Annotated in this window: 25 protein-coding genes and 1 tRNA gene; 15 read left to right on the top strand and 11 right to left on the bottom strand. The window is 69.3% G+C overall.

Annotated features, from left to right (window positions below; translation table 11 throughout):
• Window positions 1–104: 104 nt before the first annotated feature.
• The 5 genes from fdhE to MFF22_RS15425 form a co-directional block, all read right to left on the bottom strand.
• On the bottom strand, window positions 105–1118 hold the full coding sequence (gene fdhE / locus MFF22_RS15405; RefSeq protein ID WP_238249859.1) for a formate dehydrogenase accessory protein FdhE: 1014 nt from the start codon (window positions 1116–1118) through the stop codon (window positions 105–107).
• Window positions 1119–1269: 151 nt separating this feature from the next.
• Window positions 1270–1992 (bottom strand): formate dehydrogenase subunit gamma, encoded by a 723-nt coding sequence (locus MFF22_RS15410; RefSeq protein WP_238249860.1) that lies wholly within the window; start codon window positions 1990–1992, stop codon window positions 1270–1272.
• 129 nt (window positions 1993–2121) lie between these two features.
• Window positions 2122–3054: a formate dehydrogenase subunit beta gene (fdxH, locus tag MFF22_RS15415; RefSeq protein ID WP_238249861.1), complete on the bottom strand. Its 933-nt coding sequence runs from the start codon at window positions 3052–3054 to the stop codon at window positions 2122–2124.
• A 15-nt stretch (window positions 3055–3069) separates the two neighbouring features.
• A complete protein-coding gene (gene fdnG / locus MFF22_RS15420; protein WP_238249862.1) occupies window positions 3070–6150 on the bottom strand; it encodes a formate dehydrogenase-N subunit alpha in 3081 nt (1026 codons plus the stop codon).
• Between the two features lie 183 nt (window positions 6151–6333).
• Window positions 6334–6663, bottom strand: coding sequence for a hypothetical protein (locus MFF22_RS15425; RefSeq protein WP_238249863.1), 330 nt, complete (start codon window positions 6661–6663; stop codon window positions 6334–6336).
• 276 nt (window positions 6664–6939) lie between these two features.
• On the opposite strand from MFF22_RS15425, the gene MFF22_RS15430 reads away from it, so the two are divergent.
• The 7 genes from MFF22_RS15430 to MFF22_RS15460 all read left to right on the top strand — a co-directional run bounded on the left by MFF22_RS15430 (window position 6940) and on the right by MFF22_RS15460 (window position 13111).
• On the top strand, window positions 6940–7092 hold the full coding sequence (locus tag MFF22_RS15430; protein WP_370877566.1) for a NepR family anti-sigma factor: 153 nt from the start codon (window positions 6940–6942) through the stop codon (window positions 7090–7092).
• A gap of 329 nt (window positions 7093–7421) precedes the next feature.
• Window positions 7422–8450 (top strand): sulfate ABC transporter substrate-binding protein, encoded by a 1029-nt coding sequence (locus MFF22_RS15435; RefSeq protein WP_370877565.1) that lies wholly within the window; start codon window positions 7422–7424, stop codon window positions 8448–8450.
• Window positions 8451–8463: 13 nt separating this feature from the next.
• The gene (gene cysT, locus MFF22_RS15440; protein WP_238249866.1) at window positions 8464–9339 is read left to right on the top strand and encodes a sulfate ABC transporter permease subunit CysT; all 876 of its coding nucleotides are present in this window, start codon (window positions 8464–8466) and stop codon (window positions 9337–9339) included.
• The gene (gene cysW / locus MFF22_RS15445) at window positions 9332–10213 is read left to right on the top strand and encodes a sulfate ABC transporter permease subunit CysW (RefSeq protein ID WP_238249867.1); all 882 of its coding nucleotides are present in this window, start codon (window positions 9332–9334) and stop codon (window positions 10211–10213) included. Before cysT ends, cysW begins: the two co-directional genes overlap by 8 nt.
• Window positions 10214–10229: 16 nt before the next feature.
• Window positions 10230–11255, top strand: coding sequence for a sulfate/molybdate ABC transporter ATP-binding protein (locus MFF22_RS15450; RefSeq protein ID WP_238249902.1), 1026 nt, complete (start codon window positions 10230–10232; stop codon window positions 11253–11255).
• 146 nt (window positions 11256–11401) lie between these two features.
• On the top strand, window positions 11402–11557 hold the full coding sequence (locus MFF22_RS15455; protein WP_007563230.1) for a hypothetical protein: 156 nt from the start codon (window positions 11402–11404) through the stop codon (window positions 11555–11557).
• Between the two features lie 204 nt (window positions 11558–11761).
• A complete protein-coding gene (locus MFF22_RS15460; protein WP_238249868.1) occupies window positions 11762–13111 on the top strand; it encodes an MFS transporter in 1350 nt (449 codons plus the stop codon).
• Between the two features lie 247 nt (window positions 13112–13358).
• On the opposite strand, the gene MFF22_RS15465 is transcribed toward MFF22_RS15460, so the two are convergent.
• The 4 genes from MFF22_RS15465 to MFF22_RS15480 form a co-directional block, all read right to left on the bottom strand.
• On the bottom strand, window positions 13359–14069 hold the full coding sequence (locus MFF22_RS15465) for a DUF1013 domain-containing protein (protein WP_238249869.1): 711 nt from the start codon (window positions 14067–14069) through the stop codon (window positions 13359–13361).
• Between the two features lie 165 nt (window positions 14070–14234).
• A complete protein-coding gene (locus tag MFF22_RS15470) occupies window positions 14235–15134 on the bottom strand; it encodes a hypothetical protein (protein WP_238249870.1) in 900 nt (299 codons plus the stop codon).
• A 48-nt stretch (window positions 15135–15182) separates the two neighbouring features.
• The gene (locus tag MFF22_RS15475) at window positions 15183–16127 is read right to left on the bottom strand and encodes a ribose-phosphate pyrophosphokinase (RefSeq protein WP_238249871.1); all 945 of its coding nucleotides are present in this window, start codon (window positions 16125–16127) and stop codon (window positions 15183–15185) included.
• Between the two features lie 157 nt (window positions 16128–16284).
• Window positions 16285–16521, bottom strand: coding sequence for a DUF4170 domain-containing protein (locus tag MFF22_RS15480; protein ID WP_238249872.1), 237 nt, complete (start codon window positions 16519–16521; stop codon window positions 16285–16287).
• A 255-nt stretch (window positions 16522–16776) separates the two neighbouring features.
• On the opposite strand from MFF22_RS15480, the gene MFF22_RS15485 reads away from it, so the two are divergent.
• On the top strand, window positions 16777–17199 hold the full coding sequence (locus MFF22_RS15485) for a hypothetical protein (protein ID WP_238249903.1): 423 nt from the start codon (window positions 16777–16779) through the stop codon (window positions 17197–17199).
• Between the two features lie 28 nt (window positions 17200–17227).
• On the opposite strand, the gene MFF22_RS15490 is transcribed toward MFF22_RS15485, so the two are convergent.
• Window positions 17228–17443: a hypothetical protein gene (locus tag MFF22_RS15490; RefSeq protein WP_238249873.1), complete on the bottom strand. Its 216-nt coding sequence runs from the start codon at window positions 17441–17443 to the stop codon at window positions 17228–17230.
• A gap of 71 nt (window positions 17444–17514) precedes the next feature.
• A tRNA-Sec gene (locus MFF22_RS15495) sits at window positions 17515–17607 on the bottom strand.
• A gap of 175 nt (window positions 17608–17782) precedes the next feature.
• Between MFF22_RS15495 and MFF22_RS15500 the strand changes: the two genes are divergently transcribed.
• The 7 genes from MFF22_RS15500 (at window position 17783) to MFF22_RS15530 (ending at window position 26365) form a co-directional block, all read left to right on the top strand.
• Complete coding sequence (locus MFF22_RS15500) at window positions 17783–20170, top strand: sensor histidine kinase NtrY-like (RefSeq protein ID WP_238249874.1); 2388 nt, start codon at window positions 17783–17785, stop codon at window positions 20168–20170.
• Window positions 20167–21531 carry a nitrogen assimilation response regulator NtrX gene (ntrX, locus tag MFF22_RS15505; RefSeq protein WP_238249875.1) on the top strand — a complete coding sequence of 455 codons (1365 nt, stop codon included), beginning with the start codon at window positions 20167–20169 and terminating at the stop codon, window positions 21529–21531. The genes MFF22_RS15500 and ntrX overlap by 4 nt, the downstream gene beginning before the upstream one ends.
• A 189-nt stretch (window positions 21532–21720) precedes the next feature.
• Window positions 21721–21972 carry an RNA chaperone Hfq gene (gene hfq / locus MFF22_RS15510; protein ID WP_238249876.1) on the top strand — a complete coding sequence of 84 codons (252 nt, stop codon included), beginning with the start codon at window positions 21721–21723 and terminating at the stop codon, window positions 21970–21972.
• A 344-nt stretch (window positions 21973–22316) separates the two neighbouring features.
• A complete protein-coding gene (gene hflX, locus MFF22_RS15515) occupies window positions 22317–23726 on the top strand; it encodes a GTPase HflX (protein ID WP_238249877.1) in 1410 nt (469 codons plus the stop codon).
• Between the two features lie 11 nt (window positions 23727–23737).
• The gene (locus tag MFF22_RS15520) at window positions 23738–24997 is read left to right on the top strand and encodes an adenylate/guanylate cyclase domain-containing protein (protein ID WP_238249878.1); all 1260 of its coding nucleotides are present in this window, start codon (window positions 23738–23740) and stop codon (window positions 24995–24997) included.
• 130 nt (window positions 24998–25127) lie between these two features.
• Entirely contained in the window at window positions 25128–25358 is a 231-nt protein-coding gene (locus MFF22_RS15525; RefSeq protein WP_238249879.1) for a hypothetical protein, read from the top strand.
• A 119-nt stretch (window positions 25359–25477) separates the two neighbouring features.
• Window positions 25478–26365: a putative selenate ABC transporter substrate-binding protein gene (locus MFF22_RS15530; RefSeq protein ID WP_238249880.1), complete on the top strand. Its 888-nt coding sequence runs from the start codon at window positions 25478–25480 to the stop codon at window positions 26363–26365.
• The last annotated feature ends 7 nt before the right edge of the window (window positions 26366–26372 follow it).

Genomic DNA, 26372 nt, shown 5'->3' on the forward strand with positions numbered 1-26372 from the left:
TCCCCGTCTCGTCTTTGCGAACACAGTGAAGCCATCCAGGACGGTGCTGTCCTGGATGGCTTCGCTTTCCTTGCCATGACGACGACGGGGACGGTCGCGGCGCGTCAGACCACGAACAGCAGGTTCAGGCCCGCGCGCCTGAATCCCTCCTCGGCGATCTTCAGGTCGAGACCGTAGGACGCGATGTCGTCGGCCACGGGGTCGAGGCTCGGCTCCCGGTGCTGGTGCAAGTGCTTAAGGTAGCTGTGGCAGGTGGTGCAGGTCTCGACCTGCACGTCCTTGGAGACTTCATCGAGCCCGTAATAGCTGATGCCTTCGCCCGCGCCACAGGCGGTGCACCGGATGCGGACGTGGTTCCACAGGGTGCCGCAGAGGGAGCAGCTGAGGTAGCGGGCCTTGTCGGCGGGGGTCCAGCCGACGATCAGGCTCGCCGTCGGGGCGCCGCCGCAGCAGGGGCAGACTCCGTCCGCCACCGGCTTGAGGGCCTTGGCGTCGAGGCGGGCCGCCCGCCGCGCGAGGCAGACCTGCAGGGCCGCCGAGACGAACAGACACTCGGCGACGCGCTCCAGCGGAATCGCCCCCTCGAAAACCTGCACGGCGAGATCGAGGCGGTCCTCCTTGGGAGCAGCTTGCAGGGCGTCCCGCGCCGCCTTTGCCTCCTCCGGCGCGGCGGAGAGGTCGAGGGCCGCGAGCAGGCTGTCGAGGCCATCGTGAAAGGTCGGGTCGGCCTCGATCACGTGGCGTGAGAGCGGCGGCATGCCGTGCTCGACCCGGACCGCCCGCCCCGCCTCGTCGGGGTCGGCGACGTCCCAGCCGGCCGCGGCACGCTCGGCCTCCACGACGCCCTGCGCGCGGGCGACCTCGGCCACGAGGCGCAGATAGGCTTCGAGGGTGTGGCCGGGCGCCAGGGCCAGCAGGCGCACGGCCCGGGCCTTGAAAAGGGCACCAGGTTCCGGCAGGCGCACGAAGGGCACCGAGCCGGAGATGCCGATCTTGTCGGGATCGGGCTTGATCTCGTCGAAGGACTTTTTGTCGGCGGGGGCGGGCTCGCCCCTGGTCATCTCGTCCTCGGGCTTTTCACCCTTGGACGCAGCGCCGCGCTTGAAGAACCGAACCACGGGTGAAATCACCTTCTCGTCACGTATCCGCGCAGAAGTGCCTGCCCGTCATTGCGATCGACGCGAAGCAATCCAGGGTGGCGCGACATCGGAGGACGTGGCGCTTCCCTGGATTGCTTCGCGTCGCTCGCAATGACGGCGAGGGAGGCCCCTACGACCCGCGCTTGTCCACCGGCCCCCGCCGGGCGAGGCCGCCAGCGATCTGCCGGAACCACTTGCGGTGATGCCGGTAGGCCCAGCCGCCGGTGACGGTGCCGCGGACCATCGCCCGGCCGGTGCCGCGCACCCAGATGCCCGCATAGATATGCACCACGATGATCGCGATGGCGACGACCGCCGCGAGCGAGTGGGCCAGGAGCGCCCAGCGCTGAGTCTCGATCGTGGTCAGCCCACCGAAATAGGTGTTCCAGATCATGAGGCCGGAGACCAGCATCACGGCGATCAGGCCGGTCTGGCCCCAGAACACCATCTTCTGCCCGGCATTGTACTTGCCGAGTTCCGGCAGCCGGTCCTCGCGGTTGGTCACCACGTCGCCAATCTTCTTGGACCACTCGACATCGTCCTTGTTGGGGATGTTGAGCTTCCAGAAGCGCACGAACAGGAACACGAAGCTCACGGCGAGCGCCACGCCGAACCACGGATGGATCGCCCGGGTCGCCTGCCCGCCGCCGAACAGGCCGGTGAGGGAGAACAGGTAGGGCGAGAACATCGCCAGCCCGGAGAGGGTCAGGAGGGTGAACAGGATCGCGGTGATCCAGTGGTTCACCCGCTGCACGCCGGTATAGCGGGGCACGTAGAGCACTTCAGGGGCGGCGCCCTTGTCCTGATGCAGGGGCCGGGTCTCCCCGTCGCGGATATCGGTGTGGATCGTCATCGGCTTCACCCGGAAATCATGGGTTTCAAAAGGGCGAGCCCTTTTGCGGGTGCAGGGCGGAGCCCTGCGAGATGCCGGGATTTTACCCCGGCACCCCACCAAAGGGATTTCCCTTTGGAAACCCCCTACCTAGTGCGGCCGTGCCTCGCCGCCGTCCTGGCGGCGCTTGGCGTCGGCCATCTCGACGGCCTCTTCCTCTTCCTCCGGCGCGACCTCGTTCGGCCCCGCCGTGACGTAGTGGAAGAAGCCGGCCACCGCCGCGAAGCCCATGGCGGCCAGCCCGAACACCTTGGCCCCGCCCTTCCAGAAGGCGACCAGCGGGGAGATCTTCGGGTCGTTCGGCAGGCCGGAATAGAGGCTCGGCTGGTCGGCATGGTGCAGCACGTACATGACGTGCGTGCCCCCGACGCCGGCCGGGTCGTAGAGCCCGGCATGCTCGAACCCGCGGGACTTCAGATCCTCCACGCGCGTCTGCGCCTGGTCGATCATCGCCTGCTTGGTGCCGAACATGATCGAGCCGGTCGGGCAGGCCTTGGCGCAGGCCGGAGCCTGACCCACCGCCACCCGGTCCGAACACAGGGTGCACTTGTACGCCTTGTGGTCGGTCTGGCTGATCCGCGGGATGTTGAAGGGGCAGCCCTTCACGCAATACCCGCAGCCGATGCAGTTCTCTTCGATGAAGTCGACGATGCCGTTGGAGTACTGCACGATCGCGCCCGGGGACGGGCACGCCTTGAGGCAGCCCGGCTCTGTGCAGTGCATGCAGCCGTCCTTGCGGATCAGCCACTCGAGGTGGTTCGTCTGCGGGTTCTCGTATTCCTCGAACCGCATCAGGGTCCAGGTCTTCGCCGTCAGGTCATGGGGGTTCTGGTAGGTCCCCGTGTTGACGCCGATGTCGTCGCGCAGGTCGTTCCACTCCTCGCAGGCCGATTGGCAGGCCTTGCAGCCGATGCACTTCGACACGTCGATGAGCTTGGCGACCTCCACCTGGCGGCGGATCTCCGGCGGCGTCTCCGTGGAGGCGGAGCGCTGGCGGATGTCGAGGGAGCTATAGTCAGCCATGATGCATGCTCCCCCTTACGCGACCGCATCCGAGGGCGGAGTGGTCGGCTCGATGTTCACGAGCCAAGCCTTGAACTCCGGCGTCTCGGTGTTGGCGTCGCCGACGACGGGCGTCAGCGAGTTCGGGTGCCATCCCTTCTTGGTCAGGCCCATGAAACCCCAGTGCTGCGGGATGCCGACGACGTGGACGGGCTTGCCGTCGCAGATCAGCGGCTTGATCCGCTTGGTCACCAGGGCCTTGGCCTTCAGGGAGCCGCGCTTCGACCAGACGCGGACCCATGAGCCCTTCTCGATGCCCTTTTCCTTGGCGAGCTCCTCCGAGATCTCCACGAAGGCCTCCGGCTGGAGGATCGCGTTGATCCGGGCGTGCTTGGTCCACCCATGGAAGTGCTCGGTGAGGCGGTAGCTCGTCGCCGCGTAGGGGTAATCCTTCGCGTCGCCGAGGTCGGCGAGGTCGTCCTTGAAGATCCGGGCCGCCGGGGCGCCCTTGATCCGCGGGAAGGCGACGTTCTGCACCGGGGACTCGAAGGGCTCGTAGTGCGCCGGGAACGGCCCGTCGCGCATGAGGCCCCGGGTCCAAAGGCGGGCGACGCCCTCCTGGTTGAGGATGAACGGGCCGACGCCCTTATCGGGTGCCACGGTGACGCCGTAGTCCGGCACGTCGAAGCCGATCCACTGCTTGCCGTTCCACTCGATGAGCTTCTTCTTCTCCGACCAGGGCTTGCCCTCGGGGTCGCAGGAGGCGCGGTTGTAGAGCACCCGCCGGTTGGCAGGCCACGCGAAGGCCCAGTTGGGGGCGATGCCCTTGTCGCCGGGGTCGGTGTTGTCCCGGCGGGCCATCATGTTGCCCTTCTCGGTGTAGCAGCCGGAATAGATCCAGCAGCCACAGGCCGTCGAGCCGTCGTCCTTGAGCTGGGCGAAGCCGTCCACCTGCCGCCCGGCCGGGAGCGGAGCCCCGTTCAGGTCGGTGGTCTGGGTCACGGTGTAGCCGTTGAGCTCGCGGGCAAGCTCCGTCGGCGTCGGCGAATCCGCGACGGCGTAGTTCCAGGTCAGGTTGACCATCGCGTCGGGGAAGGCGCCCCCGTCCTTCTGGTACATCTCCTTCATGCGGAGGAAGATCCCCGACATGATCTCGATGTCCGAACGGCACTCGCCCGGGGCCTCCTGAGCCTGCCAGTGCCACTGGAGCCAGCGCGACGAGTTGGAGAGGGAGCCCTCCTCCTCGACGAACAGGGTGGTCGGCAGCTCGAACACCTCGGTCTGGATCTTGGTCGGATCCACGGGATTGTACTCGCCGTGGTTCTCCCAGAACCGGGCCGTCTCGGTCTTGAGCGGATCCATCACCACGATGAACTTCATCTTGGAGAAGGCTTCCGTCATCTTGGCGCGATTCGGGAACGTCATCAGGGGGTTGAAGCCCTGGATGATGTAGCCGGTCATCTTGCCCTGCTTCGCGAGCTCGAAGCCGCGCAGCACGTCGTAGGTCGGCACGTCGAGCTTGGGCAGGTAGTCGTAGGCCCAGTCGTTCTCCTTGGCCGCCTTGTCGCCCCACATCGCCTTCTGGAACGAGACGAAGAACTTGTTGTAGTTCTGCCAGTAGCTCGTCTGTCCCGGACGCAGCGGCTTGAACTGCCGCTTGGCGATGTAGCTCGCGTAGTCGGGCTCCTTTTCCACGGGGATGTTGAGATAGCCGGGGATGAGGTTGCTCATCAGCCCGATATCGGTCAGCCCCTGGATGTTGGAGTGGCCACGCAGCGCGTTCATGCCGCCGCCGAGCATGCCGATGTTCCCGAGCAGGGTCTGCACGATGCACATCGAGCGGATGTTCTGCGAGCCCTTGGAATGGTGCGTCCAGCCCAGCGCGTAGAGCGAGGTCATGACCCGCTCCGGCGACGAGGTGGTCGCGATCATCTCGCAGACCTTGAGGAACGTCTCCTTGGGCGAGCCGCAGATCGTCTCCACCATCTCGGGGGTGTAGATCGCGACGTGCTTCTTCAGGAGCTGCATGACGCAGCGCGGGTGCTGCATCGTCTCGTCCACCACGGCGTAGCCGTCGGGGCCGATCTCGTAGTCCCAGGTGGTCTTGTCGTAGTCGCGCTTGTCGGCATCGTAGCCGGCGAACAGACCGTCCACGAAGTCGTAGCCCTCACGGACCACATAGCCGGCGTTCGTATAGGCTGAGACGTAGCGCTTCTGGATCTTGTCGTTGTCGAGGAGGTACTTGGCCACGCCCGACAGGAACGCGATGTCCGTCCCCTGCCGGATCGGGCAGTAGAGATCGGCCACCGACGCCGTGCGGGTGAAGCGCGGGTCCACGACGATGAGCTTGGCGTTGTTATGCGCCTTCGCCTCGACGACCCACTTGAAGCCGCAGGGGTGAGCTTCGGCGGCATTGCCGCCCATCACGGTGATGACGTCCGCGTGCTTGATGTCCATCCAGAGGTTGGTCATCGCACCGCGTCCGAAGGAGGGCGCCAAACTGGCGACCGACGGACCGTGTCAAACTCTTGCCTGGTTGTCGAAGACCAGGGCCCCCATGCTTCGGACCACCTTGTAGGTGAGCCAAGCCGTCTCGTTAGTGGTGGCCGAGGCCCCGAGGAAGCCCATCGTGGTCCAGCGGTTGACCGTGAGGTCCCCGTTCTTGGCCACGAAGTTCCGGTCCCGGTCCTCCTTCATCAGGGTGGCGATCCGGTCCAGGGCGAAGTCCCAGGAGACCCGCTTGAACTCGGAGCTGCCCGGTGCCCGGTGGAGCGGGTACTTGGTCCGGGTGTCGGCGTGGACGAAGTCCAGGAGGGCCGAACCCTTGGGGCAGAGGGTGCCGCGGTTGATCGGATGATCCGGATCGCCCTCGATATGCATCACCGACGAGCGGGCGTTCTTCGACCGGTCGCCGAGGCTGTAGAGGATGACGCCGCAGGCCACCGAGCAATAGGGGCAGGTGTTGCGGGTCTCGCGCATCTGCGCGAGCTTGAACGGCCGCACCGCGGCGGCCATGGCGGGTTCCAACCCGCCGAAGCCGAGGGCCCCGAGGGACCCTCCTGCAAGACCGGCGCCGACCCCTTTCAAAAGGCCGCGCCGGGAGACCTGGACCGTCATGTCCGCTCCCTGCTGTAAACTGGTTTAATTCGAACCTGTCACAGAGAACCGGGCGCGAGGCAAGTGCGGTGGCATGACACGGGAAGCGATTCTGCTATCCTTCCCGGCCACGGTTTTCACCTGGTCTTAATCCATGCTCTCGCGGCAGAATATTTCCTCTTGGCCGGAGCCAGGCTAGAGCCGTCAGCGCGAAGGATTAGCCGGGTTGTTGCCTGACGGGGAGGGCGTCCGGTGGTCGAGGGGCGCCTGGGGGTCCGTCGCGGAGTTGCCCGTGGGGTTGGCGGCCGGGACCGGGCGGTCCTTGTTCTCGCTGATGGAGTTGCCGCCGGGGTTGGGGGCATCCTTGGCCGCCGATTCCTCCCGCGGCACGGGGGCCTGGCTCCAGCCGTCCTGGGCGCTGCGGGACTTGTCGCCCATGGCGTCGACTCCCTTGATCTCCCCGGGCTTGGTCTGGGCCAGGGCGGGTGTCGCCGCGACCAGCAGGACGGCGAGGGCGGCGGCGATGCGGGACAAGGGTTTCTCCAGGTGAACGGGTGTTCCGGGCAACGTCGCCCCGGTTCGGCCAGTTCCGCCCCAAGCCGCCGCAGGCCACTTCAAGCCGCCGCAGGCCGCCGCAGGCCGCCGGCCCCGACGGGTTCGTCGCAAATCGAGGGGGAGAGGTGAGGGGGCGTTAACCACGCACTGCCATCCTCGGGCTGCCCGAATCCGCTTCCACCCCGCCCGAGGCCCGCCGCCATGTCCAAGACGCACGCCGAGCGGTCGCCGCAATCCGCCGATCCCGCCCCCGCGATGGGTCCCTCCGGCGCCACGCCGCCCCTCAGCCCCGCCGTCCGCCGCCATCTCGGCCGGAACCTGCAGGGCCACTACGCCGAGGCCCTCTCGGAGCCCGTGAGCGAGCGCCTGGAGGCCCTTATCGCCCAGCTCGACAAGCCGTCCCGCTGAGCGCGTCCGCCGGGCCTGCAACGCGATCGCCGAGGCGCTCCGCCCTGCGCCTTCCTGTGCGCCAGCACACATAAGATCGTTCTTTCTTTCATACGGCCTGTGGCAGGAATTTCCATCTGGGTTCTGCGGGACCCGGAGAAGATGCTCACTTTCTCCCTCGGAAACCGGCTCCATTTCCTTCTCCCGAGGTCGCCACGTGCAGCCGTCGGGTCTCCGGCCGTACCCCCCTTCGCTTGACTTCGTTCGTTAGAAAGAACGAACTCCGCGCCGCATCCCGGATTGTGGTCCGGGTTTGGCCGGAGGATCCGATGCGGACGGTGTGGCACTCGATGACCCGGACAGGCAGCGTGCCCGGATCCCGCCGGGCCGGATGCCTCGCCCTGCTCGGCGCCCTGGCGCTCGGCCTCGCGGCGCCCGCCGCAGGAGCGCAGACCGCCCTCCTCAACGTCTCCTACGACCCGACCCGGGAACTGTACCGGGAGATCGACGAGGCCTTCGCCAAGAGCTGGAAGGCCAAGACCGGCGAGGACGTGACGGTGCGCGCCTCCCACGGCGGCTCGGGGGCCCAGGCCCGGACGGTGATCGACGGCGTGGACGCCGACGTGGTCACGCTGGGAATCCCCTCCGACATCGACGCCATCGCCAAGCTGACGAAGAAGATTCCCGCCGACTGGCGCGGAAAGCTGCCGAACGAGTCCCTGCCCTACACCTCGACGGTGGTGTTCCTCGTCCGGAAGGGCAACCCGAAGGGCGTGAAGGACTGGGGCGACCTCGTGAAGCCCGACGTGAAGGTCATCACCCCCAACCCCAAGACCTCGGCGGGCGGGCGCTGGAACTTCCTGGCCGCCTGGGGCTACGCCTATGGCCAGGACAAGGACACGGCCAAGGCCGACGCCTTCGTCGGGCAGCTCTACAAGAACGTGCCGGTGCTCGACACCGGCGCCCGGGGCTCCACCGTCACCTTCGCCCAGCGCAGGCTCGGGGACGTGCTGCCGACCTGGGAGAACGAGGCCTACCTCGTCCTGCAGGAATTCGGCGCCGACAAGTTCGACATCGTGGTGCCGCCGACCTCCATCTACGCCGAGCCGCCGGTGGCCCTCGTGTCCGCCAACGCCGAGCGGAAGGGAACGACCAAGGTCGCCCAGGCCTATCTCGACTACCTCTACACCGACGAGGCCCAGGCGATCTTCGCCAAGCACCATTACCGGCCGTTCAAGGCGGAGGCCGCCAAGGGCGCCGGCCTGCCGGACGTCAAGCTGTTCAAGATCGAGGATTACCAGGGCTCCTGGGACGATATCCAAGCGAAGAACTTCGATTCCGACGGCCTGTTCGACCGGCTGAGCCGGGCCGGCCGCTGAGGCTCCGCTTCCGATGGCCGCCACCCTCGCCCCTGCGGACGCGCCGCCGCGCCCGCCCCGGCCCTTCCGCCGCCCGAGCGTGCTGCCGGGCTTCGGCCTGAGCTTCGGCTACACCCTGGCCTGCCTCGGCCTCGTGGTGCTGCTGCCGCTGGCCGCCCTGGTCGCCCGGGCCTCCGGGCTCGGCCTGTCCGGGATCTGGAAGGTCGCCACCGACCCGCGGGTGGCGAGCGCCCTCAAGCTCAGCTTCGGCGTGTCGCTGCTCTCGGCCCTGGTGGCCTCGGTCTTCGGCTTCCTCGTGGCCTGGGTGCTGACCCGCTACGAGTTCCCCGGCCGCAAGATCGTCGATGCGGCGGTGGATCTGCCCTTCGCCCTGCCGACGGCGGTGGCGGGCATCGCACTCGCCTCCCTGTACGCCCCGGACGGCCTGGTCGGCGCTCCCCTGGACCGCCTCGGCATCCAGGTCGCCTACACGCCGATCGGCGTGTTCGTGGCCATGACCTTCGTCGGCCTGCCCTTCGCCGTGCGGACGGTGCAGCCGCTGATCGCCGAGATCGACAAGGAGATCGAGGAGGCCTCGGCGACGCTCGGCGCCTCCCGCCGGTCGACCCTGCTGAAGGTGGTGCTGCCGCCCCTGGTGCCGGCGGTCCTCACGGGCTTCGCCCTGGCCTTCGCCCGGGGCGTCGGAGAATACGGCTCGGTGATCTTCATCGCCGGCAACCTGCCCTACGTGTCGGAGATCGCCCCGCTCCTCATCGTCATCAAGCTCTCCGAGTTCGACTACGGCGGCGCGGCGGCCATCGCGACGATCATGCTCGGGATCTCGTTCCTGACCCTGCTCGCCATCAACCTGATCCAGGCCTGGTCGCGCCGGAGGTTCGGCTATGTCTGAGATCTTCTCGCCCGTCCGGCTGCCCGATTCCCGACCCGCGCCCGTGACCGGGGAGGGGCGGGGCGTGCGCACGGTCCTGATCGGGATCGCGGTCGCCTTCCTCGCGCTGTTCCTCGTCCTGCCCCTTGGGGCGGTGTTCGCGCAGGCCTTCGCCCACGGGATCGGGGCCTATCTCGACGCCTTCCGCGAGCCGGACGCCCTCTCGGCCATCCGCCTGACCCTGACGGTGGCGGCCATCGCCGTGCCGTTCAACCTCGTCTTCGGGGTGGCCGCCTCCTGGGCGATCGCCAAGTTCGAGTTCCCGGGCAAGACCTTCCTGATCACGCTGATCGATCTGCCCTTCTCGGTCTCGCCGGTGGTCTCGGGGCTGATCTACGTGCTGCTCTTCGGCAGCCAGGGCCTGTTCGGCGGCTGGTTGCAGGCGCACAACATCCAGATCCTGTTCGCCCTGCCGGGGATCGTGCTGGCGACGATCTTCGTCACCTTCCCCTTCGTCGCCCGGGAACTGATCCCGCTGATGCAGGAGCAGGGATCGTCGGAGGAGGAGGCCGCGCTCACCCTCGGCGCCTCCGGCTTCCATGCCTTCCGCACGGTGACCCTGCCCAACATCCGCTGGGGCCTGCTCTACAGTGTCCTGCTCTGCAACGCCCGCGCAATGGGCGAGTTCGGCGCGGTCTCCGTCGTCTCCGGCCACATCCGGGGACTGACGAACACGATGCCTCTCCACGTGGAGATCCTCTACAATGAGTACAACTTCGTCGCCGCTTTCGCTGTCGCCTCGCTCCTCGCAGCCCTCGCCCTTGTCACCCTCGTCGTCAAATCCGCCCTCGAATGGCGTTTCAGCGACGACCTCGCGGCTGGTCGGCGGCACTGAGCGCGCCTCGACGGCGATCCGCGTCGAGGACGTCTCGAAGACCTTCGACACGGCGGCCGTCCTGCACGACCTCTCCCTCGACGTGCGGGCGGGGGAGCTGCTGGGCCTCCTCGGTCCCTCGGGCTCGGGCAAGACGACGCTGCTGCGGATCATCGCCGGGCTCGATGCGCCGGACCGGGGCCGCATCCTGTTCGGGGGCGACGACGCCACCGGCCTGCCGGTGCAGGAACGGGCGGTGGGCTTCGTGTTCCAGCACTACGCCCTGTTCAAGCACATGAGCGTGGCCGACAACATCGCCTACGGCCTCAACGCCCGCCGCCGGGCGGAGCGCCCGGCCAAGGCCGAGATCAAGCGCCGGGTGGGCGATCTCCTCGACCTGATCCGCCTCTCGGGCTTCGGCGACCGCTACCCCTCGCAGCTCTCAGGCGGCCAGCGCCAGCGGGTGGCGCTCGCCCGGGCGCTGGCCGTGGAGCCCCGCGTCCTCCTGCTCGACGAGCCCTTCGGCGCCCTCGACGCCCAAGTGCGGAAGGATCTGCGCCGCTGGCTGCGGGAGATCCACGACCGCACCGGCCAGACCACGATCTTCGTCACCCACGATCAGGACGAGGCCTTGGAACTGTCCGACCGGGTGGCGGTGCTGGACCGCGGCCGGCTGGAGCAGGTCGGCACGCCGGACGAGGTGCAGGAGAACCCGGTCTCGGCCACCGTGCTGAAGTTCTTGGGCGATTCCGTCGAGGTCGAGGCCATCGCCGAGGGCGGGCGGGTCCTGGTCCGGGGCCGGGAGACCCCGGTCGCGGCCCCGGCCGGGATCATCGGTCCGGTGAAGCTCTACGTGCGCCCCTGGCAGCTCCAGCTCGTGGAGCTCGACGCCGCCCATCTCTCGGGCGTGGTGCGCTCCTCCTACCGCAGCCAAGGCCGGCAGCGGATCGAGGTCGAGGAGGCGGGGGGGCAGATCCTCGCCGTGGAGGATTTCGACGGCGTCCGCTACGCCCCCGGCCATCCGGTGGGCCTGCGGATCAACGGAGGATACGTGTTCGGCTAGGAGCGGAGCCTCGGCACGTGTGGCCGACAAGCCTCATCCCTCAGCCGACTCACGAAAAACTGCGCATTCCGCTGAACAGAACGAATTGTCGCGGCGTTTGAACGGTCACGCTCGCCACACTGCGACCGTTCGGAGACCGCACAGTTATGTCCCTTGTCACCATCCTCCTCATCATCCTGATCATTCTCGCCTTCGGCGGCGGCGGCTTCCTCGGCGGCGGCGCCTATCGCGGGCCGGGCTTCGGCCTGGGCGGCATCCTGCTCATCGTCCTGATCGTCCTGCTGGTGACCGGGCGGCTCTGACGCGACAGGCATCCCCCGCCCCGGCGGGGGATGCTGCGGCCAAAGCCGAAAGAGTCTAAGCCCGACAGGGGCTGGGTTCTGTCAACGGACCCGGGCTTCCGGACCATGCCGCTGTCGCGAGTTCCGCTCGCCACGGTGGCATCAGGGGCGGGGGCCAGTTCGGCGCGCCGGGATGGTCGCGCACGAACACCAGGGAGGACGACGATGACCGCAGGCAACGCCCTGCTGCGCGAGGATGCCAAGGCGAGCTGGCATGCGGGCCTGACCCGGCGCCACTGGCGCATCCTCTGGGGCAGCTATCTCGGCTGGATCTTCGACGGCTACGAGGCCGTGGCCCTCGTCTACGCCCTGCGCCCGGCGCTCGGCACGATCCTCACCCCGGAACAGGCGCAGACGCCGGCCTTCTATGTCGGGGCGGCCATCGGCATCACCCTGCTCGGCTGGGGGCTGGGCGGCCTGCTCGGGGGCATCGCCGCCGACTATATCGGCCGCAAGCGGATGATGATGATCTCCATCCTCGGCTACGCGGTGTTCACGGGGCTCACCGCCTTCGCGGAGAGCTTCGTCCAGCTCGCGGCGCTCCGCTTCATCACCGGGCTCGCTATCGGATCGGAATGGTCCACCGGCATCGCCCTGGTGGCCGAGACCTGGCCGAACAAGGCCCGGCCCAAGGGCTGCGGATTCCTGCAATCGGGCTTCGGCGGCGGCGCGGTGCTCGCGGCCATCGTTTGGGCGGTGCTGGCGGCCACCAACCCCCTGGGCAACGAATCCTGGCGGATCATGTTCGCGCTCGGCGCGCTGCCGGCCTTCGTCTGCCTGTACCTCCGCCGGGCGCTGGAGGAATCCGAGCAGTGGATGCAGGCCCTCAAGGAGCAGCGCTGGGCGGCCACCGCCGAGGATGCCGGCCACGCCCCCAAGAGCGCCCAGCGCCCCTTCACCCTGGCAGAGATCTTTCGCGAGAAGGAGAGCCGGCGGCGGGTGCTGCTCGCCACCGCCATGTCCTTCGCCACGACGGTGGGTTGGTGGGCGGTCTCGTCCTGGCTGCCGGCGTACACGGAGGGTCTGGCCAAGGTGGCAGGCGAGCCGGCCAACGTCTGGGGGCCGCGGATGGGCATCGTCTACAATGTCGGCGCCATCACCGCCTACGTCGTCTCGGGCTTCGTTGCCGACGCGATCGGCCGGCGGCCTTTCCTGATCCTCACCTATCTCGGCTGCATCGCCACGTCGCTCGCCTGCTACCTCTGGCACGGCGGGCTGATGCCGTTCATGGCGCTTGCCTTCCTGAACGGCTTCTTCACCCTGGGCTTCGCCTTCTCGTGGATGGCGATCTACCTCGTGGAGCTGTTCACTCCGGCGGTGCGGGCGACGGCGGCGAGCTTCGTGTTCAACGGCGCGCGGCTCATCGCGTGGGTCTTCCCGATCATCGCCGGAGAGATCGTCACCCGCTTCGGCGGCGTGGCCGCGGCGGCGCTGACCCTGTCGAGCGTCTACGTCATCGGCCTGATCGTGCCGTGGTTCATGCCCGAGACCACGGGCCAGCCCCTGCCGGAGTGAGGGCGGAAACGCTTTGTCCCGGCTCCCGGGGAGCGTTGCGGAACCCGGACGGGCCCTCGGATCCCCCGGTCGTCTTTGCGAGCGTCAGCCAAGCAACCCAGGGCAGCGGGACGGTCCGAGGCCGTGGCGGATGCCGGGATTGCTTCGCTCCGCTCGCAAAGACGGAGTCGGCAGCCGGGGGATGGTCAGGGGCGCCGCATCCCGCAACGCCCCCGCAGGACGGGGAGAGGGGAAGACCCGCGCTCCCTCACTCCTCGTCGTCGTCCTCGTCCTGGTGCCGGCCCTTGAGCTTGGCGAAGACCGAGTCGGCGTCGAGCCGCTCGTCGCGGCCACCGCGCGCGTCATCGGCCTCGTGCTCCGGCTCGCGCTGGGTCGAGACCTCGGTGGGCAGGAGCGAGGCGCCGCCCTCGGCGGCCAGCGCCGCCGGACGGTCGGCGGCCGCCTTCTGCACCTCGAAGTCGAGGTTGATCTGGGTGGTCAGGCCCAGCGTCACCGGATCGAGGGGCTGCAGCGAGCCCGAATTCCAGTGGGTGCGCTCGCGGATCTGCTGGATCGTCGACTTGGTGGTGCCGACGAGGCGGATGATCTGCGCGTCCTTCAACTCGGGGTGGTTGCGCAGCAGCCAGAGGATGGCATTCGGCCGGTCCTGGCGGCGGGAGAGCGGCGTGTAGCGCGGACCCTTGGTGGTGCGCTTCACCTCCGGCAGCTTCACCTTCGAGACGGCGGGCTTCAGCTTGTAGTGCGGAGCTTTCTGCGCCTTCTCGATCTCGTCCCGGGTGAGCTGGCCGGTGGTGATCGGGTCGAGGCCCTTGATGCCCGCCGCGACCTCGCCGTCGGCGATGCCCTTCACCTCCAGCGGGTGCAACTTGCAGAAGTCGGCGATCTGCTCGAAGGCGAGCGACGTGTTCTCGACCAGCCAGACGGCGGTCGCCTTGGGCATCAGCGGACCCTGGGACATCTCTTCACGCGGCTCCAACCTGGCGGAACGGGTCGGGCCGGACATCGGTCCGCGGGCTCCGGGAGGACCATCCCGGAGAAGACCCGTATCACGCTGGAAAAAGGGGGATGCCCGTATATAGGCCCCACCCTTCCGGCACGCAATCGCCCCGAGGGGCCAGCGCGCTCACCCCCGGGCCTCCCCGGCCAGAAAATCCGCGACGATCCGCGAGACCTCCGGCGTGCGCAGGTAGCCATAGGACTTGTGGGTGTTCGGACGGCCGTCCGGGGCGCGGTAGGCGTTCACCACCGGCACGTCGCGGATCCGCACGCCGGCTCCGTTCGGCGACACGATCCCGCCGAGATCCTCGCCCACGGTGGCGATGTCGTTCCGGTCCATGAGGTTGGCCCAGGCCGTCACCGAGCGGGGCACGGACAGGTCGCCGTGCTCGGCCTCGAGCGTCAGCTTCACCTCCGCGAGGCCGAAGGGCGAGCCGAGGGTGACGAGGTGCACCGGCCCCGCCACGGCGCCGTCCCGCTCGGCCAGCCGCAGCACGTCGTAGGCGATGAGCCCCCCCATCGAATGGGCGAGGAGCAGGATCGGCCCGTCCCGGTGGCGCGCCAGGGCCTTGCGCAGGCGGTCCCGGGCGGCCCGGCAGAATTGTGGGTCGTCGTGGTAGCCCCAGAGGTCGTCGAGGCGGTATTCGAGGATCGCGTCATCCACCGGAGTCAGGCCGACGGCCTCCTCCAGGGTGGCGAGGCCCCGGTAGATCCGGTCGGTCAGGGTCGGCTTGGCCCGTTCCGGCTCCCCGGCGGGGCTAGGGAAGGGGCCAAGGCCGTCATCGGGCTGGTAGGGCTCGCGATTCTCCCCGTTGCGCAGGGGCTCGGCATAGCGCAGGTCCGCCCAGTAGACGAACTCGAGGGGCACGGCGTCGTCGCGGCCGAGGTTGCGCCGCAGCCCCTCCTGGACGGCTTCGGCCCACCATCCGGCCTTCTCCTCGCGGGGCGGCTTGTTGGCGAGACCGTGGATTCCGACGATGCTGTTTCGGATAGCCGCCTCCCACGGCTCGGCCGCAGGGAGAATCATGTAGATCAGACCGCCGCAGCCTGAACTGCGACAAAAATCCCAAAAAGATCAGTCGAACAGGCTGGAGACGCTCGATTCCGTCGCGGTCCGGCCGATGGCCTCGCCGAGGAGGGGCGCGATCGACATCACCCGGATGTTGCGGGCGAGCTTCACCGCCTGGGTCGGCTGGATCGAATCGGTGATCACCAGCTCCTTCATCCGCGAGGCGGCGATGCGGGAGACGGCGCCCCCCGAGAGCACCCCGTGGGTGATGTAGGCGGAGACGTCCTTCGCCCCGGCATTGAGCAGGGCCTCGGCGGCGTTCACCAGGGTGCCGCCGGAATCGACGATGTCGTCCACGAGGATGCAGGAGCGCCCGCGGACGTCGCCGATGATGTTCATGACCTCGGACTCGCCCGGCCGCTCCCGGCGCTTGTCCACGATGGCGAGCTGCGCGTCGATCCGCTTGGCCACCACCCGGGCGCGGACCACGCCGCCGACGTCGGGCGAGACCACCATCCGGTCCTCGGCGGGCATCCGCTCCTTGATGTCCCGGACCATCACCGGGGCGGCGAAGAGGTTGTCGGTGGGGATGTCGAAGAAGCCCTGGATCTGGCCGGCATGGAGATCGAGGGTGAGCACCCGGTCGGCCCCCGCCTCGGTGATGAGGTTGGCCACGAGCTTGGCCGAGATCGGGGTGCGGCCGGAGGTGCGCCGGTCCTGCCGGGCGTAGCCGAAATAGGGAATCACCGCCGTGATGCGCCGCGCCGACGACCGCCGGGCGGCGTCGATCATGATCAGCAGCTCCATCAGGTGGTCGTTGGCCGGGAAGGAGGTCGATTGGACGATGAACACGTCCTCGCCGCGGACGTTCTCCTGCAGCTCGACGAAGATCTCCATGTCGGCGAAGCGCCGGACCATGCACTTGGCGAGCGGCAGTTCGAGGTAGGCGGCGATGGCCTCGGCCAAGGGCCGGCTCGCGTTGCCGGCGATGATCTTGATCGAGGATTTCATGCTGTCCCGTCCGTACGCGGCCCGCGCAACCAGCACGGACGCGGCCCCCGCCCCGCGGGTCCCGGGGCAGATCCATGACGGGAGAGGCTCATATCAGCGAGGCCGAAGTGTCACAATGCCTTCATGGGCCCTTCGCACAGGGCAGGGGCCGGCGGCCTCAGACGCCCTGGGGCTCCAGGAGGCGGTGCAGGTGCACCACGAAGTAGCGGGTCTGCGCGCTGTCAACCGTGGCCTGCGCCTTGGCCCTCCAGGCGGCCTGGGCGGAGGCGTAGTCCGGATAGATTCCGACGATGTCGAGATCCTTCACGTCGCGGAAGCGGACTCCGTCGAGATTCTCGAGCTCACCGCCGAATACGAGGTGGAGCCGCTGGTCGCTCTCGATCGTCGTGGCCATGATCTCTCCTGTCGCAGGCCCCGGCGGGGGCCGATTCGGAAGGCCTGTCCGCCGTGCCGGGGCATGCTCCTGCGCTCGCAGACGGCGCCGGGAGCGTCAAGCCTCGCCGGTGGATGGGTGGGGCGCAGGGCGGGGAGGGCAAGGAGGGGAGGGCAAGGAGGGGAGGGCAAGGCGGGGAGGGCAAGACGGGGAGGGCAAGACGGGGAGGGCAAGACGGGGAGGGCAGGGCGTCCGGCCCGTGCTAGACTGGCGGCCATGAGCCGTCGTCCCCCGCTCCTCGCCGCTCTCCTCTGCGCAAGCCTCCTCGGCGCGAACCTCCTCGGCGCCTGTCTGCCGGCCCAGGCCCAGCAGCCTCTCCGCCCGAAGGCGGGCGAGAAGGCCGCGGCGGACAAGGCGGCCCGGGGGCCGGCCCCGGCGGCGGTGATCGCCTGCCCCTCCGTCGCCAATTACCGGATGCTGATGCAGGCCGGCGCCACCGCGGCGGCGGCGACCCTCGCCGATCCGAAGGCCGACCATCTCGGCTGCGCCGCGCTCCCGCGCCAGCGGATCGGCGCCGTGGTCGACCGGGTGACCCTCGCCGGCCGCTCGTACGACTGCGCCGCGGTGAAGGACACCACCGTCTGCCACTGGGTCGAGGCGGGGACGCTCCCCGCGGCCGGGGCGCAGGGCTGGCGCTGACGGCCCCCGGCGAAGGGGAGCGCTGGCGCTAGCGCAGGTACCCGCGGGCGCGCAGCTCGCGCTCCACCTCGGCCTCGAGGGCGGCGAGGGGGTTGTCGTTCATGGCGGCGGGGGGCCGGACGGGGCGCATGGGCGCCGGACGGGTGTCGAGGCCGGGCAGGATGGTGGGGCCGGCCGGGCCGCCCCGGGCGGTGAGACGCCGGAGCGCCTCGCGGGCGCGCGTCTTGAACACGCTGTGGAACATCGTCGGCCTCGGGCGTCCGGTCTGTGAAATGCCGGGCGGGGCGCCGTGTTCCCGATCGCGGATGAGGAGAATGGCGGAAGCGGATGGGAATCGAACCCACCGTACGCTGTTGGCGTACCGCTGGTTTTGAAGACCAGGAGGGCCACCAGACCCCGTTCGCCTCCGCCGACCGGCCTATGCGCCGGCTCACCTCCGGTCAAGGACGGACGCCGGGCCTGGGACCTGAGGCGTCAGTCGGACGCAGGCCGGAGGGGCGATCCGTTTCCTTGGGGCAAAACCCTTTCGCGCCGGGGCCGATTCGTATTAATTCCGCCACACTGTTGTGGCCCCGCACCACTCATGCCTTTTCTCTCCCGTTCCGGGAGCGCCGCCCCTGCCTCGCCCCCCGACGGGGGCGGCCCGGGCTCCGCTCCAGACCCGGCCGGCGCCGCACCGGGCGTGGATGCGCCCCTCGCCGAATCCCTGCGCCCGGGGCCGCGGGGTCCGGGGTGGATCGGCGCCGCCGTGGTGGTCACGGCCCTGGTCTTCGCGCTCACCACCTTCCTGATCCTGGCGGGCGTCATCCGGGTCACCCCAACGCCGACCTACGGGATCACCCTGCTCGGCATCAACGTCGCCCTGGTCTTGGGGCTTGCGGTGGTCATCGCCTGGGAGGCGCGGGTCTTCCTGCATGCCCGCCGGGCGAACGCCGCCGTGGCACGGCTGCATTCGCGCATCGTCGGCCTGTTCTCGCTGATCGCCATCCTGCCGACGATCCTGCTCGCCGTGGTCGCCTCGGTGACCATCGACCGGGGCCTGTCGCTCGGCTTCACCGACCGGGTGCGGGACGTGGTGCTGAAATCCGTGGAGGTGGCGGACGCCTACCAGGAGAATCAGTGCCAGTCGCTCGCCCGGGAGATCCGCATCCTCAACGACGACCTCACCCGGGCGCGGCCGAACTTCGACGTCAACCGGACGTGGTTCGAGACCTTCCTGACCACCCGGGCGACCAATCTCGGCCTGCCGGTGGCGCAGATCATGCGCGGACCCACCGACGTGGTGGCCCGCGCCAACATCGACGTGCTGAAGCAGGTGCGCCTGCCCTCGGCCGCTGCCTTCGAGGATGCGGGCAAGTCGAGCGACCCGATCTGCCTGCTGCCGACGGAGGGGCGCGTCTTCGCCGCCCTATTGCGGATGCCCGCCTACGACGACGCGGTGCTGATGGTGCAGCGGGAGGTGAACCCGCTCGCCATCGAGTTCCCCGGCGTGTCCCGGGCGGCGGCGGCGGAATACCTGACCTACGATTCCCTGCGCCGCTCCATCCAGATCACCTTCGCGGTGGTGTTCCTGCTGATCGCGCTGATCGCCCTCCTGTCGGCGGTGTGGTTCGGACTGAACTTCGCCAACCGGTTCGTGGCCCCGATCCGCCGGCTCATCAACGCCGCCGACCAGGTGGCCTCGGGCAATTTCTACGCCCAGGTGCCCACCAAGAAGACCAGCGGCGACCTCGCCAGCCTCGGCGAGAGCTTCAACAAGATGACCCAGGAACTGCGCCGCCAGCATGCCGGGCTGATGGCCGCCAACGACCTGATCGACGCCCGCCGCCGCTTCACCGAGGCGGTGCTCTCCGGCGTCTCGCCCGGCGTGATCGGCCTCGACGCGGCGGGCTTCGTGACCATCGCCAACCCCGCCGCCGAGCGGATGCTCGACCTCGGCAGCGACCGGCTGGTGGGCCAGCCCCTCGGGGCCGCCGTGCCGGAGCTGGCCCCGGTGCTGGCCGAAGGCGAGGCCCGCCAGCGGGCGGTGCAGCAGCAGATCCAGCTCACCCGCACCCGGGGCGAGCGCAAGGAGGAGCGCACCGTCACCGTGCGCGTCACCGGCGAGCAGGCACCGGGCGGGGCCCGGGGCGCGGTGGTGACGCTCGACGACATCACCGACCTCGTCCAGGCCCAGCGCACCTCCGCCTGGGGCGACGTGGCCCGGCGCATCGCCCACGAGATCAAGAACCCGCTCACCCCGATCCAGCTCTCGGCGGAGCGGATCCGGCGCAAGTACGGCAAGGTCATCCTCACCGACCGGGAGGTGTTCGACCAGTGCACGGCGACGATCGTGCGCCAGGTGGACGAGATCAAACGCATGGTGGACGAGTTCTCGGCCTTCGCGCGGATGCCCAAGCCCGCCATCGCCCCCAACGACCTTACCGAGATCGCCAAGCAGAATCTCTTCATGATGCGGGTGGCACACCCCGATATCGACTTCGCCTTCTCCGCCGAGGGCGGTGCGGGCGCGTCGGAAAAGATCGTGGCGGCCTTCGACATCCGGCTCCTCAGCCAAGTGATCACCAACATCCTCAAGAACGCCGTCGAGGCGGTGGCCGAGGTGCCCCCCGAGGTGCTCGGCAAGGGCAAGATCGCCCTCGCGCTCGCCGTCGAGGACGGGTTCGCGGTGATCACGGTGACGGATAACGGGAAAGGTTTCCCCGCCGAGGGGCGCCAGAGGCTGCTGGAGCCCTACATGACGACCCGCGAGGGCGGGACCGGGCTGGGTCTTGCCATCGTGAGCAAGGTGCTTGAGGAGCACGGCGGCGGCATCGCCCTGAACGACAACCCCGCCGGGCGCGGCGGGCAGGTGCGGATGCGGGTGCCGCGCGAAGGTGCCGGCGAAGCCGGTCCCGGGCGACCACCGACCACGGCAGAGGAGAAGGGCGCCGCACCGACGGCCCCCCGGATCGCGGAGATGCAGGCATGAGCGCCGATATTCTGATCGTCGACGACGAGGCCGACATCCGCGACCTCGTCGCCGGCATCCTGGACGACGAAGGTCACCGCTGCCGGACTGCGGGGGGCTCCGACGAGGCGCTCGCCGCCATCGAGTCGCGGCGTCCGCACCTCGTCTTCCTGGACATCTGGCTGCAGGGCTCGCGCCTCGACGGGCTGCAGGTCCTCGACCTGATCAAGGCAGGCCATCCCGACCTGCCGGTGGTGATGATCTCGGGCCACGGCAACATCGAGACCGCCGTCTCGGCGATCAAGGCGGGGGCCTACGATTTCATCGAGAAGCCGTTCAAGGCCGACCGGCTGATCCTCGTGGCGGAGCGGGCGCTGGAAGCCTCCCGCCTGAAGCGGGAGGTCCGCGACCTCAAGGCCCGCACCGGCGCCGCCGACCAGATCGTCGGCTCGTCGCTGGCGGTCAACCAGCTCCGCCAGACCCTGGAGCGGGTCGCCCCCACCAACGCCCGGGTGATGATCACGGGGGCGCTGGGCGCCGGCAAGGAGCTTGCCGCCAGGACCCTGCACCGGGCCTCGGCCCGGGCGAACGGCCCCTTCGTGCTGCTCAACGCCGCTACCATCCTGCCGGAGACGATGGAGGCGGAGCTGTTCGGCGTCGAGGGCGAAAACGGCCGCCGGGTCGGCGCCCTGGAGGAGGCCCACGGGGGCACCCTCTACCTCGACGAGGTGGCCGACATGCCCCGGGAGACGCAAGGCCGGATCCTGCGCGTCCTCGTGGACCAGAATTTCCAGCGGGTCGGCGGCACGACGCGGGTGCACGTGGACGTGCGCATCATCTCCTCCTCCTCCCGGGACCTCCAGGAGGAGATCGCGGGGGGGCGCTTCCGGGAGGACCTGTTCCACCGCCTCTCGGTGGTGCCGATCCGGGTGCCGGCCCTGTCCGAGCGCCGGGAGGACGTGCCCGAGCTGATTCGCTTCTTCATGGACAATATCTCGTCCCAGACCGGGCTGCCCAAGCGGGTGATCGCCGAGGACGCGATGGCGGTGCTCCAGTCCCACAACTGGCCGGGCAATATCCGCCAGCTCAAGAACAACGTCGAACGGCTGATGATCCTCACCCAGGCCGATCCGGACCAGGAGGTCACCTCCGAGATGCTGCCCTCGGAGATCGGCGCCCTGGTGCCCACCACCCCGGCCGGGGCGGGGGGTGAGAAGCTCATGAGCCTTGCGCTGCGCGAGGCGCGGGAGATCTTCGAGCGGGAATACCTCGTGGCGCAGATCGCCCGCTTCTCGGGCAACATCTCCCGCACCGCCGAATTCATCGGCATGGAGCGCTCGGCACTGCACCGGAAGCTCAAATCCCTGGGGATCGGCCCGTGAAGTCGCTCGCGGGGCCGTGAAAGGGCCCGCGATCCGTCACGCCCGGACCGGAACGGCCCTTGCTTCGGTTCGCGCTTTGGACTGCTAATGCTTTATGCATCACCGTCAGCGGGAACTCGGACGATTCCGTGAGACGACGACCCATCCCGGTCCGGGATCACCGGCCGGGACAACAAACAGGCGAAGAAAATGGCCGGCGAGCGCGCACAGAACCTTCAGGACACCTTCCTCAACCACGTCCGCAAGAACAAGATTCCCCTGACTATCTTCCTCGTGAACGGCGTCAAACTGCAGGGCGTCGTCACGTGGTTCGACAACTTCTGCGTGCTGTTGCGCCGGGACGGTCATTCGCAGCTCGTCTACAAGCACGCGATCTCGACCATCATGCCCGGCCACCCGGTGCAGCTCTTCGAGCCGGACGAGACGCCCGAGAAGGCGTGAGCGCCGCTCTTCCGCTCCCATCCTCCCCCTCATCCTGAGGTGCGGCGAAGCCGCCTCGAAGGCCTCATTATGAGGTGCGGCGAAAGCGGCGGCCTCGAAGGCCTCATCCTGAGATGCCGCCGCAAAGCGGTGGCCTCGAAGGAGGGCTCCAGAAGGCTCCGCGATCCCTGAAGGGCTCCTTCGAGGCCCGCTCACGCGGGCACCTCAGGATGAGGCCGGGGGTGGGACGCATCGTGCCGGGATCCCCGGATGACAGGACGAAGGCCAGCCCGTTGGCATCCGCCCGCGCCGCGCCCATATGAGGCGGAGCGAACAAAAGCGAACCGGCGAGTCCCAAAACCTGCATGAGCGAAACTCTGACCTCGGGTGAGGCCCGACTGAGGGCACACGCGGCTCCCGAGGGCGAGATCGCTGCCTCGACACGGACCCTGGTGATCGGCCCCTACCTCGCCCGCGGGACGGCGGGGCCCGGCCGGGCCGCCCCGCCCACCCGCTCCGTGGAGGCCCGTCTCGACGAGGCCACCGGCCTCGCCGCCGCTATCGAGCTCGACGTCACCCAGAGTCTGCCCGTCAGCCTGCCGCGGATCCGGCCCTCGACCTATCTCGGCAAGGGCCGGGTCGACGAGATCGCCGGGCTGGTGAAGGCCGAGGAGATCGGCCTCGTGGTGATGGACTGCGCCCTCTCGCCGGTGCAGCAGCGCAACCTCGAGAAGGCCTGGGGCGCCAAGGTCATCGACCGCACCGGCCTGATCCTGGAGATCTTCGGCCGCCGGGCCTCGACCCGGGAGGGCACCCTGCAGGTGGAGCACGCCCACCTCGCCTATCAGAAGTCCCGCCTCGTCCGGTCCTGGACCCACCTGGAGCGCCAGCGGGGCGGCTTCGGCTTCCTCGGCGGCCCGGGCGAGACCCAGATCGAGGCCGACCGGCGGATGATCCAGGAGCGCATGACCCGGATCGAGCGCGACCTCGACGCCGTGGTGCGCACCCGCGGCCTGCACCGGCAGAGCCGCGCCCGGGTGCCGTACCCGATCGTGGCGCTGGTGGGCTACACCAATGCCGGCAAGTCGAGCCTGTTCAACGCGCTCACCAAGGCCGAGGTCACGGCCAAGGACATGCTGTTCGCCACCCTCGATCCCACCGCCCGGGCCACCAAGCTCCCCCACGGGGAGACGGTGATCCTCTCCGACACGGTGGGCTTCATCTCCGACCTGCCGACGCCCCTCATCGCCGCCTTCCGGGCGACCCTGGAGGACGCCATCGAGGCGGACGTGCTCCTGCATGTCCGCGACGTCAGCCACGAGGACAACGCGGCCCAGGCCGAGGATGTGGGCGAGGTGCTTGGCGAGCTCGGCATCGACACGGCGGACGGCCGGCTGATCGAGGTCTGGAACAAGTCCGACCTGCTGGACGAGGGCGAACGCACGCGCCTGTCGAACCTCTCCGGTCAGGGCCGGGTGCGCAACGACCGGGACAGCGACGCGCCGGTCCTCGTCTCGGCCCTGACGGGGGAGGGGCTCGCCGCCCTGACGAGCCGGATCGAGGCGCGGATCGCCCGGACGCGGACGAGCTTCGCCGTCTCCCTGCCCCCGGAGGACGGCGCCGCCCTCCACTGGCTCTACGAGAATGCCGAGATCCTCGACCGGCGGACGGAGAGCGACGGGACGCTCCACCTCGCCGTGCGCGTCGCCCCGGAGAAGGAGCCGCGCTTCCTCAACCGGTTCGCCGGGGCACGGCGCCTCGGCCGCGCCGGATGACCCTGCCCGCCATGGCGTCCGCCGTCCGGGCCGGCGAATCCGACGACGATGCCGCCCTCCGGGTGATGCGCGCGGGCGGGCGCCCCCGCCTGATGGCCCTGCGCATCGCGATCGTGCTGGTGCTGCTCATGGCGGCCCAGGCCTATGACGGCTCCCTGCACGCCCTCAGCCACTGGATCATCCTAGGCCTGTACGGGCTCGGCACGGTCTGGTTCGCCGTGGCCGAATGGCGGCGCAGCCCGGACGCGGCGGCCTACTCCCTGGCCGGGACCGGCCTCAACGCCGTGCTCGCGGTCTACGTCATCGTCGAGCACATGATGTCCGGGGGCGGGACGGGGGACGGCGCCGACACGGTGAGCCGCCTGCCCGCCTACCTGCTGCTGCTCCAGACCGGCCTGAGCATGCAGGTCTCCCATACCGTGCTGTTCTGCGGCATCGTCACGGGAAGCTGGGTCGGGGCCTTTCTCCTGGGCCTCGCCCTTCCCGGCCTGTTCCCCGGCTTCACCGGCGACTTGTCGATGCAGGTCATCGGCCTCGCCACCTTCATCGCCATGGGCCTCCTGGTGATCGACGGCGTCACCCGCCTGCGCCGGGCCGTGGACCGGACCCTGGAGGTGGAGCGTGAGCGCGGCCGCCTCGCCCGGTTCGTGCCCAATGCCATCGCCCGGGACCTCGCCTCGGACGCGCTGGGCATCCACCGCCGGCACGCCTGCCTGCTGATCCTCGACATCCGTGGCTTCTCGGCCCTCAGCCGGGCGCACCCGCCGGAGGAGATGGTGGCGGCGCTGATGGCGGTGCGGGCGCAGGCGCAGGGTGCCGTGGCCGGGCAGGGCGGGATCGTCGACAAGTATATCGGCGACGCGGTGCTGGCCCAGTTCGTCACGGGAACGCCCGGGGACCAAGCCCGCGCCGCAGCCGCCTGTGCCCTCGACATCCAGGGGCGTCTCGCCGAGGTCAACGTCCGGCGCCGGGCCGCCGGCCTGTTCCCCATCCGCACCGCCACCGCCCTCCATGCGGGCGACCTCCTCGTCGGGGTGTTCGATGACGGGGTGCGGGCGGAGTACACGGTGCTCGGGCCTGCCATGAACATGCTGGCCCGCATCGAGGCAAGGGCCAAGGCCGCCGACCTCGCCGTCGCCGCCTCGGCGGATTTCGTGGCCCTGCTCGACGGCCCGCCGGGTCACGCGTTCCGCCCGCGCCCCGTCCCCGGCACTGCCTGCGACGGGCAGGGGGACCTGTTCACCCTCGCGCCGACGGCCACGGCCGGCTGAGGCGGATCCTCTCATCTCCTACCGATCACGTTTGCGTGCACGCGCCCTTCCCCCCTGCGGAGGCTAGGAACTCAATCGTGCGCGATCGGTTCGCAGCCGGCGGCGCAAGGCCGTGGAGAGACCGTTTCCTATGAAGAAGATCGCCTTCGGTGCCCTGCTCGTCCTCGGGCTCGCCGCCGGAACCGCTGCCCCGAGCTTCGCCGGTCCCGGCGACGGCCTCGACCGGAACGCCGCCGCCCAGGGCAACGGCCGAACCGGCAACATGCACAGCGGCGCCCGGATGGGCTCGCGGGGCATGATGATGCGGGGCCATGGCATGCGCCATCATCATCATCACCGCCGCCACCGTCACCATCACTGATCCGGGTGCCGGAGGGGTCGAGACAACTCCTCCGGTCCATTTCCCTCGGCCCTGACCTGCTTTATCCGCAACGGGCACAGGCGGAGCCTTGCGCCAGGGGCTATGACTCGGGGGATTCGATGATCGGGATCGGACGTATCGCGCGGCTCGCCTGCGGCCTGCTGGCGGCGGGGCTTTCCCTCGCGGCACCGGCGCAGGCGCAGGAGAAGCCAGCGCTGGTCTTCACCGGCATCCCCGATCAGGACGAGAGCCGCCTTGTGGAGCGGTTCGGCAAGGTCGCCCAATACCTCGAGGGCAAGCTCGGCGTGCCGGTGCGCTACGTGCCGGTGAAGAGCTACCCGGCGGCCGTCACCGCCTTCACCAACGGGCAGGTGCAGCTCGCGTGGTTCGGCGGCTTCACCGGGGTGCAGGCCAGGAAGGCCGTGCCCGGCTCGCAGGCGATCGCACAGGGGGCGGAGGATGCGGCCTTCCGCTTCTACCTCATCGCCAACGCCGCCACCGGCCTCACCCGCTCGACGGAGCTCCCGAAGGCCATCGCGGGCAAGACCTTCACCTTCGGCGCCCGGGCCTCGACCTCCGGCCGGCTGATGCCCGAATACACCCTCCGCCAGAACTTCCCGGGCCAGAGCCCGGATCAGATCTTCTCCCGGGTCGGCTTCTCCGGCGACCACTCGCGGACCATCCAGCTCGTCCAGTCGGGTGCCTTCGAGGTCGGCGCGGTGGACTACTCCGTCTGGGATCTCGATTCCAAGGCGGGCAAGATCGATCCCAAGGCTGTGTCGGTGATTTGGGAAAGCGCCCCGTTCCCCGACTACCAGTGGACCGTGCGCGGCGACGTGGAGAAAACCTACGGCGCGGGCTTCACGGACAAGCTCCGGGCCGCCCTCGTGGGCATCACCGATCCGACCATCCTGGAGCCCTTCGGGCGCTCGAAGTTCATCCCCGTGTCCAACGCCGCCTACGAACCACTCATCGAGGTCGGCAAGGCGACGGGGCTGCTGGACTGACGATCAA

The sequence above is a fragment of the Methylobacterium persicinum genome, from assembly GCF_022179525.1.
GTDB classification, from domain to species: Bacteria; Pseudomonadota; Alphaproteobacteria; order Rhizobiales; family Beijerinckiaceae; genus Methylobacterium; species Methylobacterium persicinum.

Excerpts from the sequence above, each read along its gene's own strand:
- MFF22_RS15410 (WP_238249860.1), bottom strand. The coding sequence starts at position 1,992 with ATGACGATCCACACCGATATCCGCGACGGGGAGACCCGGCCCCTGCAT.
- fdxH (WP_238249861.1), bottom strand. The coding sequence starts at position 3,054 with ATGGCTGACTATAGCTCCCTCGACATCCGCCAGCGCTCCGCCTCCACG.
- MFF22_RS15430 (WP_370877566.1), top strand. The coding sequence starts at position 6,940 with ATGGGTCCCTCCGGCGCCACGCCGCCCCTCAGCCCCGCCGTCCGCCGC.
- MFF22_RS15435 (WP_370877565.1), top strand. The coding sequence starts at position 7,422 with ATGACCCGGACAGGCAGCGTGCCCGGATCCCGCCGGGCCGGATGCCTC.
- cysT (WP_238249866.1), top strand. The coding sequence starts at position 8,464 with ATGGCCGCCACCCTCGCCCCTGCGGACGCGCCGCCGCGCCCGCCCCGG.
- cysW (WP_238249867.1), top strand. The coding sequence starts at position 9,332 with ATGTCTGAGATCTTCTCGCCCGTCCGGCTGCCCGATTCCCGACCCGCG.
- MFF22_RS15455 (WP_007563230.1), top strand. The coding sequence starts at position 11,402 with ATGTCCCTTGTCACCATCCTCCTCATCATCCTGATCATTCTCGCCTTC.
- MFF22_RS15460 (WP_238249868.1), top strand. The coding sequence starts at position 11,762 with ATGACCGCAGGCAACGCCCTGCTGCGCGAGGATGCCAAGGCGAGCTGG.
- MFF22_RS15465 (WP_238249869.1), bottom strand. The coding sequence starts at position 14,069 with ATGTCCCAGGGTCCGCTGATGCCCAAGGCGACCGCCGTCTGGCTGGTC.
- MFF22_RS15470 (WP_238249870.1), bottom strand. The coding sequence starts at position 15,134 with ATGATTCTCCCTGCGGCCGAGCCGTGGGAGGCGGCTATCCGAAACAGC.
- MFF22_RS15475 (WP_238249871.1), bottom strand. The coding sequence starts at position 16,127 with ATGAAATCCTCGATCAAGATCATCGCCGGCAACGCGAGCCGGCCCTTG.
- MFF22_RS15480 (WP_238249872.1), bottom strand. The coding sequence starts at position 16,521 with ATGGCCACGACGATCGAGAGCGACCAGCGGCTCCACCTCGTATTCGGC.
- MFF22_RS15485 (WP_238249903.1), top strand. The coding sequence starts at position 16,777 with ATGAGCCGTCGTCCCCCGCTCCTCGCCGCTCTCCTCTGCGCAAGCCTC.
- MFF22_RS15490 (WP_238249873.1), bottom strand. The coding sequence starts at position 17,443 with ATGTTCCACAGCGTGTTCAAGACGCGCGCCCGCGAGGCGCTCCGGCGT.
- MFF22_RS15500 (WP_238249874.1), top strand. The coding sequence starts at position 17,783 with ATGCCTTTTCTCTCCCGTTCCGGGAGCGCCGCCCCTGCCTCGCCCCCC.
- ntrX (WP_238249875.1), top strand. The coding sequence starts at position 20,167 with ATGAGCGCCGATATTCTGATCGTCGACGACGAGGCCGACATCCGCGAC.
- hfq (WP_238249876.1), top strand. The coding sequence starts at position 21,721 with ATGGCCGGCGAGCGCGCACAGAACCTTCAGGACACCTTCCTCAACCAC.
- hflX (WP_238249877.1), top strand. The coding sequence starts at position 22,317 with ATGAGCGAAACTCTGACCTCGGGTGAGGCCCGACTGAGGGCACACGCG.
- MFF22_RS15520 (WP_238249878.1), top strand. The coding sequence starts at position 23,738 with ATGGCGTCCGCCGTCCGGGCCGGCGAATCCGACGACGATGCCGCCCTC.
- MFF22_RS15525 (WP_238249879.1), top strand. The coding sequence starts at position 25,128 with ATGAAGAAGATCGCCTTCGGTGCCCTGCTCGTCCTCGGGCTCGCCGCC.
- MFF22_RS15530 (WP_238249880.1), top strand. The coding sequence starts at position 25,478 with ATGATCGGGATCGGACGTATCGCGCGGCTCGCCTGCGGCCTGCTGGCG.